This is a genomic window from Rhodococcus opacus, assembly GCF_012396235.1.
In the GTDB taxonomy this organism is placed as follows: Bacteria; Actinomycetota; Actinomycetes; order Mycobacteriales; family Mycobacteriaceae; genus Rhodococcus_F; species Rhodococcus_F opacus.
On sequence record NZ_JAAXPA010000065.1, the window covers coordinates 1 to 7,093 of the forward strand.

The following is a 7,093-nucleotide window of genomic DNA, read 5'->3' on the forward strand; positions in this document are numbered from 1 at the left end:
GGAGACCCACGCGTCGTCGTCCTCGGCCTCGCGCGCGGAGGTGTACCCGTCGCGTGGGAGGTGGCGGCTGCCCTGGGTGCACCCCTCGATGCCTTCGTCGTACGCAAGCTCGGGGTTCCCGGCCGCGCGGAGTTCGCGATGGGGGCACTGGGCGACGACAGTCAACAGGAAGTAAGTAGCCGTTGCCGTTCCGATCAGCCAGTAGTGCAGGGTTGGTGGCCGCCGAAGTCGCTATTGGTGGGTCGTCCGCACTGACACCCCTGAATGCGAACACGATTCACTCAGCCGCGCGGTGAGGACGAGGCTGTAACCTCGGGGAGGTGATGTCCGTGGTCGACAGGCGCCACATCGTCGTCGGCGTCGACGGCTCGTCGGCCGCGACGCAGGCCGCGCGGTGGGCGGCGGTGGGCGCTGCCCACCCGGCGTTCCCCTCCACCTGGTTCACGTAGTCCCGTTGCCCACGGTCTTCTACGGCGAGTCGCACGAAGCCCCGGCCGAAGCCTTTCGTGCCGATGGCGAACGGATCGTCTCGAATGCGCTTTCGGTCGTGCGCAACGATCAGCCCACCCTTCCGGTCGAGGGTTCGCAGCTGCCCGCCGGGACGGCCGGCGACGTCCTTCTCGGGTTGGCCGGCGACGCTTCCATGGTGGTGATCGGTTCGTCGTATTCCAGGCGCGACGAGGGATACCTCAACGGCACGGCATTGCAGCTCACCCACCAGGCCCGCTGCGTGCTCACGGTATGGCGCGGAACGAGCCGAGACGCGGTGCCCGACTCGAAGGCCGTCGTCGTCGGGGTGGACGGCAGCGAATGCAGTACCGCCGCCGTGGGCCAGGCGTTCGAGTTCGCCTCGCTTGTCGGGTCTTCGGTCATGGCCGTCCATTCGTGGCAACCGGGGTTCCTCCCCGCGTCGGCACCTTCCACGGCCCCCGTCACCGCCGACCCGGTCGCTGCCGCAGAGGAGGCCGTCCTCTCCGAAAGCCTCGCCGGATAGCGGAACCAGTATCCCGACGTGGCCGTCACCGAAGTCACCGAATGCGGTGCTCCGGCGGAGGTCCTCCTGCGTTGGTGCCGCGACGCGCAACTCCTGATCGTCGGGAGCCACGGCCGCAGCCCCCTCAGGAGAACACTGCTCGGATCGACCAGCCAGGACATGCTGCACCGGGCCCCATGCCCCGTCATGATCTGCCGTCACCGACAGGCGCCCGATACGTTCGCCCATAATGATGGGCGTTGAGACCGTGGATCTCTCCGAGCTGCACGCCTACGGCTACGCAGCGGCCCTGCTGATCGGTCTCGGCCTGGGCATCGAGCGGGAACATGCGGCGCAGGCACAGCCCGGCCCCCGACTCGGGTCGACCCGAGCTACCCCGGTGCCCGCACCTTCCCGCTCATTCCCCTCGCAGGGGCTGTCGCCGGGCATCTCGGCACTCCGGTCGTCACCGCCGGTCTCGTCGGCGTGGCGGCGCTGATTCTGGCGTGGTACTGGGTCCGGGCGCACGCTCCCCGACCGGACGCCGGAACCACCACCGCGTTCGCCGCCCTGGTCGCGTTCCTGCTCGGCGCGCTCGCCTGGCATCACCCGTCGCTCGCCGTGATCGTGCTGGTCCTGCTCGCCGTCAAATACCCCATGCACGAATTCGCCGAACGCATGATCGACGAGCGCGACATCACCGACTTCTGTGTCCTGCTGGCCATCGCGTTCCTCGTCCTGCCTCTGCTTCCCGAACGAGACGTCGGGCCCTACGGTGCGTTGAACCCTGCAACCATCGGGTCGACTGATCCTCGTGCTGAGCCTGATCGGATGGGTCGGATATGTGGCCACCCGAATCCTCGGTCCACGGTGGGGCTGTTGATCGTCGGCTTCGCGGGCGGTTTCGTGTCGGGCGCCGCGACCACCGCGGTCATGGGCCGCATAGCCCGGCAGCACCCCGATTCGCCCGCCCCCCTGCCGCCGCCCTGGTGACCAACAGATCCACCATCGTTCTCGCTGTCGCCATCACCAGGGTCGTCAATGTTGAGGTCTCGTCCCGGCTCGCGCTCGTCTTCGGTGACGCCACAATGATGATCGCCGCAGAGACTGCATTTCTGCTCCTCCGGCGGCGCGGGCGAACCCCCGAGGGCGGTGATGGCCAGGAGCAGTATCTGTCGGCCGGGCTGTTGGACCGGCCGATCTCCATCCCGGCGACCCTCTCGCTGGCAGGAATACTGCTGCTGCTGCTCGTCGTCACCCGAGGCGCCGCCGACGTCTTCGGTGGCGGCGGCGCGGTCGCGGCGGCTGCCGTGGGCGGCCTCGCCGACGCACATTCCGCGGCCCTTGCTGCAGCCTCGGCCACCGGAGAATCGTTGTCGGTCGACGCCGCAACGATGGCGGCGACGGTTGCTGTGGCACGAACCTGCTCACCAAGCTCACGCTCGCAGCAATAGCCGGGTCCGTGTCGTTCGCCCTCCGACTGGCGGCCTGGCTCGCCCCGCCAGTCGCCATCACGGTAGTAACGGTGTGGGCGTTGCTCATTCGCTGACCACCCGAACCTCACAATCGATCACTCGGGACGTCGCAATGGTCGATCCATCGATTGTCGTGGGTGGACGGGGCCTCGTCGTCGTTGAACGCGGTGTGGTGGGCCGGTCTAGAGGCGGCACTTCGCAGGGCGCCGCTGCTGCTGTCCTGTGTCAGTTACCGCCGTCATGGACGCCGTGCCCGCGTCATGGAAAGGAGCTGCAATCCAGGGCACAGCATGAGCTCGCCGCAGCCGTCGAAGTCGCCGGGGCAGGGAACGCCGGCGGAGCGGTCGAGATCCGCGCCGAGTTGTCGCATCAGTACGCTCCCGCGGCGCTCGTCGCGCGGTCCGAGAGTGCGGCGATGGTCGTGGTCGGCCGCCGCGGACTCGGCGAGTTCACTGGCGGTCTGGTCGGCCCCGTCAGCTCGGCCGTGGTGCGCCACGCACACTGCGCACAGATCATTCCCGGCCTCCGGCGGGACGAGCCCGCAGACCCGGATAGCCTTCCGAACGGGACTTTCGAAGGACACCCGATGGCGGCGGCCTGTTCGCACGCGAGAAGACCAGCGTCCATCGAACGAGTGACCTTCGACCCTGCCCGTCTCAGCGGGTTTATCGGATCGTGGTCTCGAGCCGGCATGACCGTTACCGTGGCAAAGGAGGACACGATGGTCGAAGACCATGGACAGCCGACCTGGCGTCAGGACGCAGTATCCACCCGAGACGACGATCCCGGGGATGTGAAGTATCTACGCCCCCTGGGTCTGGCATTTGCCCTGCTGTCGGGCGCCGCCGTCGCCGGCTTGGTCGTCGGTCTCGGGGCGTGGCTCGCGACTCCGCTGGTCGGAGTATCTGCAGCGGCGACTCTCATCGGCACCGCATGCCTTGCAGTAGCAATGGTGTGATGCCGCCTCGACCACGTCGACGAAAGCCCTGGCACTCCCCGTTACCGTTTAGGTGACCCCATACCGGTCCCGAGTACCGAGTACCGAATCCGGCACATAAATGGACTGCGGTGCGGCGATAACGAAGTATGGCCTACCTGCTCACGCGCCTCACCGCGCTCACCCGCTCACCGACCCCGGCAAAGCAGGTTAGCAATCGGAGAGTTGCTCCCGGAATCGGGCGTCCGGAACAGGCCCCCATCCGTCCGGGGGCGGCGACCGAGAGAGCCCGGAGGGGCTCCCCCCCTCGCCCGGCAGACTCCGCCCTGACATTGAGCGCACACGCCCGCATGAGGTGTTACTGATGCTGAGCTCGACGACGAAGTCAACTCCTCCGCCTGTTTGTATCGGTCGACAGCGTAATCTGTGACGTGGGGACTGGAGGTTTCCGTATGATCAATGTCTTTCTCGTAGACGATCATGAGGTCGTGCGCCGCGGCATAGCGGATCTCCTCACCGCTGATCCTGATCTGACAGTAATAGGCGAGGCCGCGTCCTACGCGCAGGCGATGGCGAGGGCGCCTGCCCTTCGGCCCGATGTCGCTGTCCTCGACGTACGGCTTCCCGATGGCAACGGCATCGAGCTGTGCCGCGAGTTACACGCGCGGATGCCCGAGTTGCGATGCCTCATCTTGACCTCGTTCACCGATGAGCAAGCCATGCTCGACGCCATCCTCGCCGGTGCGAGCGGGTACGTCCTCAAGGACATCCGGGGCATGGAATTGGCGGCGGCAGTACACGAGGTCGGGGCGGGCAAGTCCCTGCTCGACAGTAGAGCCGCCGCCGCTCTGATGGACAAGTTGCGCGCGACCTCGAGCGAAGGGAAGGGGCCATTTGGCCACCTGACCAATCAGGAGCGGACACTACTCACGCTCCTCGGCGAGGGGCTGACCAACCGCCAGATAGCGGAGCGGATGTTTCTCGCCGAGAAAACGGTGAAGAACTATGTGTCACGGCTACTGGCCAAACTCGGTGTCGAGCGCCGAACCCAAGCCGCCGTCCTGGCCGCGAAGATGCCGCCGCCTCGCGCCGAGTCGTAGGCGCCCGCGGTGACACGGCAACCAGACGAGCACGATCGCCCGCCGCTCCTCGGCAGCCTCTCCGAGCTTCGACTCCGCGAGCTCCTGACCGAAGTGCAGGATCGCGCCGAGCAGATCGTGGACGCACGAGACCACGTCGACGGCCTGCTCGACGCCGTGCTCTCGGTGATCTCGGGACTCGATCTCGACAACACGCTGCGCACGATCGTCCATGCCGCCATCAACCTGGTCGACGCCCGCTACGGTGCACTCGGGGTCCTCGGCCCGGACGGCGAGTTGAGCGAGTTCCTGTTCGAGGGCATCGACGACGAGACACGCGCCCGCATCGGGGAACTTCCGCGGGGGCGAGGCTTGATCGGATACCTCATTACCAACCCGAAGCCGATGCGGCTCGACGATCTCTCCGTCCATCCCGCCTCGGCGGGATTCCCACCCCATCATCCTCCGATGACGACCTTCCTCGGTGTCCCCATCCAGACGCGCGACAAGGTCTTCGGAAATCTGTATCTCACCGAAAAGGCGAACCGGCGGCCCTTCAACGACGACGACGAAGTGGTCCTCCGCGCGTTGGCTGCCGCGGCGGGAATCGCGATCGAGAACGCCAGGTTGTACGACGAGTCACGAACGAGGCAGGCCTGGCTCGAGGCCACTCGTGAAATCGCCACGGAATTGCTCGCCGGCAGTGACACCACCGACGTGTTGCAGGTGATAACGGACGACGCGCTCGCCCTCACCGCAGCGGACAGCGCCTTCCTCGCCGTCCCCGAAGATCCCGACACTCCGTCGCATGAGGTCACCGAACTCGTCGTGACGGCATCCGCCGGCACGGTACCCGGCCGTCTCCTCGGCAGAACCATCCCACTGGAGGGGTCGACGTCTGGTCAGGCATTTCGCCACAGAACTCCCCTGCGCGTCACCGAGCTGGCGTTCGACCCCGGCTTCGAATCGGCCACGCCCTTCGGCCCGGCCCTGGTACTGCCCCTGCGCGCGGCACAATCGGTGACCGGGGTGCTGGTAGCACTGCGCAACGCCGACGCCGCACCGTTCACCGGCGAACAGTTGGCATTGATGTCCGGCTTTGCGGATCAAGCGGCCGTCGCCCTTCAGCTCGCCCACAGCCAGCGGCGGATGCGCGAGTTCGACGTGCTGTCCGACCGCGATCGCATTGCGCGTGACCTTCACGATCACGTGATCCAACGGCTCTTCGCGGTCGGACTGTCCCTCCAGGGCACCCTGCAGCGGGCGAAGTCGCCGGAAGTCAGACAGCGATTGGGGCAATCGGTGGACGATCTCCACGACATCGTGCGCGACATTCGTCTTGCGATCTTCGATCTTCACTCCGGTGCGGATGGAACGACCCAATTTCGACGCCGGCTTCACGAAATCATCGCCGAGGTCACCGCCGACTCCGGGTTGCGCACCACCGTGCACATGTCTGGTCCGCTGTCCGTGATCGACGCCGCGCTGGCCGACCATGCAGAAGCTGTGCTTCGAGAAGCTCTGAGCAATACGGTCCGCCACGCTGCCGCCGGCACGATCACGGTCAGCATCTCCGTCTACGACGATCTCGTCCTCGAGGTCGCGGACGACGGCACCGGCATTCCCGAGAACGTCGCGAGAAGTGGACTCGACAACCTGGCTGCCCGCGCACACGAATCCAATGGGCAGTGCACCATTGGCACTACTCCGGGCGGCGGAACCACCCTCCGGTGGTCCGCCCCCCTCCCCTGACCGACCGCACGAGCCATCACATCTTGCTCGACTACACGGGATGCGCCCCTCGCCGCTGCTGCATCAGGGACCACGCCGAACTCCACACTCAGACACTCAACTTGGTCTTGGTCGATTCGACTGGCGGCGCCGGGGCAGCGACCGACGTCAAGTCCGCGGAGTGGTGAAAATGCAACGTCCCATCGTCGAGGAGAACTCCCAACCGCGCCGCACCCGCGGATTCCCGTCGTCGAGTGGCACATTCGCATAGTCGACACCGACGTCGTACACGATCACACCCGTCCGTGCGGGATCGGATGTCGCCGAGATGCGATCGACCCTTCCGGCGGTGATCCGCACGCGCGTGCCCACCGTCAACCCTGCGCTCGCCATCTTCCGTTGCACCACCGCACTCGCCTCCGGCGTAGCCAACACTTGCTGGTCTGAAGGGAACATCTATCCTCGGGCAGCAGATAATTTTGTGTGACGAAGATGCCGCTCCTGGTCGAAGGCGGACCTGCCCATGGACACTGGCAGTCTGTCCAAATTGACCCATCATCCAGATATTGCCCGCCAGCGGTCCTCGAGCTGAGCGAGTTGGGGGTCCGGACCGGACTGCGCTCGGACCGATTCGGGGCGATCCGGGCGATCCGGGGCAGCGGCTCGTGACAGTTCCCGCAGCGCGGTTTTCCTTCCCCGGCCGCCGGCACCTTGTTGATCTTGCCGCAGTTCGGACACTTCACCTTGTCGGATCCCATGACGACACCTCTTCTCAGGCCGCCGCGACGGCGGGTTCCGCATACGCGACGGCGAGCTCGCCGCCGTCCACCGTGACACCGATGGTGCCACCCGGTTCGATTTCGCCTCGCAACAGCGCACGACCGATCTTGGTCTCCAC

Annotated in this window: 8 protein-coding genes and 3 pseudogenes; 9 read left to right on the top strand and 2 right to left on the bottom strand. The window is 66.4% G+C overall.

What is annotated here, in order from left to right; all coding sequences use genetic code 11:
- The 9 genes and pseudogenes from HGB39_RS37520 to HGB39_RS37550 form a co-directional block, all read left to right on the top strand.
- Positions 1–177 (top strand): annotated as a pseudogene (locus tag HGB39_RS37520) (hypothetical protein); the annotation flags it as partial.
- A gap of 152 nt (positions 178–329) precedes the next feature.
- Complete coding sequence (locus tag HGB39_RS39425) at positions 330–449, top strand: universal stress protein (protein WP_242323007.1); 120 nt, start codon at positions 330–332, stop codon at positions 447–449.
- A 194-nt stretch (positions 450–643) separates the two neighbouring features.
- Positions 644–1,237 (top strand): annotated as a pseudogene (locus HGB39_RS39430) (universal stress protein).
- Complete coding sequence (locus HGB39_RS39435) at positions 1,224–1,472, top strand: hypothetical protein (RefSeq protein ID WP_005568244.1); 249 nt, start codon at positions 1,224–1,226, stop codon at positions 1,470–1,472. The pseudogene HGB39_RS39430 and the gene HGB39_RS39435 overlap by 14 nt, the downstream one beginning before the upstream one ends.
- Positions 1,460–1,966, top strand: a complete 507-nt coding sequence (locus HGB39_RS39440) for an MgtC/SapB family protein (RefSeq protein WP_005568246.1) — start codon at positions 1,460–1,462, stop codon at positions 1,964–1,966. The genes HGB39_RS39435 and HGB39_RS39440 overlap by 13 nt, the downstream gene beginning before the upstream one ends.
- Positions 1,963–2,427 carry a DUF4010 domain-containing protein gene (locus HGB39_RS39445; protein ID WP_005568248.1) on the top strand — a complete coding sequence of 155 codons (465 nt, stop codon included), beginning with the start codon at positions 1,963–1,965 and terminating at the stop codon, positions 2,425–2,427. Before HGB39_RS39440 ends, HGB39_RS39445 begins: the two co-directional genes overlap by 4 nt.
- A 133-nt stretch (positions 2,428–2,560) precedes the next feature.
- Entirely contained in the window at positions 2,561–3,406 is an 846-nt protein-coding gene (locus HGB39_RS40630) for a universal stress protein (RefSeq protein ID WP_514120903.1), read from the top strand.
- 431 nt (positions 3,407–3,837) lie between these two features.
- Complete coding sequence (locus HGB39_RS37545) at positions 3,838–4,485, top strand: response regulator transcription factor (RefSeq protein WP_005568253.1); 648 nt, start codon at positions 3,838–3,840, stop codon at positions 4,483–4,485.
- 9 nt (positions 4,486–4,494) lie between these two features.
- Complete coding sequence (locus HGB39_RS37550; protein WP_005568254.1) at positions 4,495–6,216, top strand: sensor histidine kinase; 1,722 nt, start codon at positions 4,495–4,497, stop codon at positions 6,214–6,216.
- Positions 6,217–6,363: 147 nt separating this feature from the next.
- On the opposite strand, the gene HGB39_RS37555 is transcribed toward HGB39_RS37550, so the two are convergent.
- Positions 6,364–6,651 carry a hypothetical protein gene (locus tag HGB39_RS37555; RefSeq protein WP_210753237.1) on the bottom strand — a complete coding sequence of 96 codons (288 nt, stop codon included), beginning with the start codon at positions 6,649–6,651 and terminating at the stop codon, positions 6,364–6,366.
- Between the two features lie 188 nt (positions 6,652–6,839).
- A pseudogene (locus HGB39_RS40090) lies at positions 6,840–6,953 on the bottom strand (thiol reductase thioredoxin); the annotation flags it as partial.
- Positions 6,954–7,093 lie beyond the last annotated feature (140 nt).